Raw genomic sequence first — 1,153 nt, 5'->3', positions numbered from 1 at the left:
GTTGTTTGGCTACTATGTAAAGTTTATTTGTATTTTTAAACTTTTTCAACAGCTTACAACAAGTGTGCGCGCTGCTTATGCAGGGCGCACACAAATTGTAAATTGCATTGCGGGGTTCGTGGTGTGTCGTTCGCTGGATTCTCGCAACATCGTTCAGTCCATTCGGACAGGAACGAGCTCCGAAATCCGCAACGACAACTTACAAGTGACCGTTATAGGGCAATTTAAAAACCAAGAATATGAAAAAAACTATATTATTACTAACATTGATAATTGGAGTTGTAAACTTCAATTTTGCTCAAACAAAAAATAAAATTTCAGTTAAAGGAATTGCAAGAATTAAAGAAAAACCTGAATTAATTGTAGTTTCAATAAACCTTTTTGTGAGAACGCAAGACTATAATACCTGTTTTCAAGAAGCGCTATCAGCTCTTAATGAACTTAAAAGTGAATTTGAGAAAAATGGTATTGAAAAGAGTCAGCTTAAGTCAAATGAAATAATTGTTAGCGAACTCTACGACTGGGAAGGATTTCAAAAAAAGAGTAATGGTTTTTTTTCAAGAATTGAATTAGAAATAAAACAAACTTTTTCTCCAGAATCTTCAAAAAAATTGCTCAATAGTTTAAATGCAAAAGGATTAAATCTAAGCTATTCAATAAAATTCGATTTTTCAGAGACACAAAAAGAAAAAATTAGAGAACTTGCTATTGAAAAAGCAATAGAAGATGCAAAAGTAAAAGCTGCAATTATTTCCAAGTCTGCCAATTTAAAATTAACTGGAATATCAAATATCCGATATAATGACAGCAATGAGAATTTTGGTTATCTAAACATAGAAGACGACGAGTTGGAAGTAGTTGAACAATCTATTCCAATCACTCAACAAGATTCTCAGTTTGGAGAAATAGACTTGAATCCAAAGGAAAAAAGCATTTCAAAATTTATATTGATTGAATGGGATTACGTAGAAAAAGAATAAAATCGCCCTATAATCGAGTAGACTGCCCCGCCAGTGAACACTGACGGGGAGAGCCTCTCACACCACTGTACGTACGGATCTCGTATACAGCGGTTCATTAAGATGTGGGGCAATTTTCTCGTAATACGGGAGCAACGCCTGATAACCTCTCTTCCGTAATCGTTCCCGGGTAA

General features: G+C 34.6%; 2 protein-coding genes. Both read left to right on the top strand.

What is annotated here, in order from left to right:
* Positions 1-313, top strand: a 313-nt coding sequence (locus N2K84_RS20150; RefSeq protein ID WP_282593635.1) for a hypothetical protein, incomplete at its 5' end; no start/stop codon positions are given.
* On the top strand, positions 240-980 hold the full coding sequence (locus tag N2K84_RS20145; RefSeq protein ID WP_282593634.1) for an SIMPL domain-containing protein: 741 nt from the start codon (positions 240-242) through the stop codon (positions 978-980). The genes N2K84_RS20150 and N2K84_RS20145, both read left to right, overlap by 74 nt.
* The last annotated feature ends 173 nt before the right edge of the window (positions 981-1,153 follow it).

The sequence above is a fragment of the Gaoshiqia sediminis genome, assembly GCF_025907915.1.
Classification (GTDB): Bacteria; Bacteroidota; Bacteroidia; order Bacteroidales; family Prolixibacteraceae; genus Gaoshiqia; species Gaoshiqia sediminis.
The sequence above is the reverse complement of the archived record's forward strand: the minus strand, read 5'-3'. Positions and strand labels throughout refer to the sequence as shown.

Excerpts from the sequence above, each read along its gene's own strand:
- N2K84_RS20145 (WP_282593634.1), top strand. The coding sequence starts at position 240 with ATGAAAAAAACTATATTATTACTAACATTGATAATTGGAGTTGTAAAC.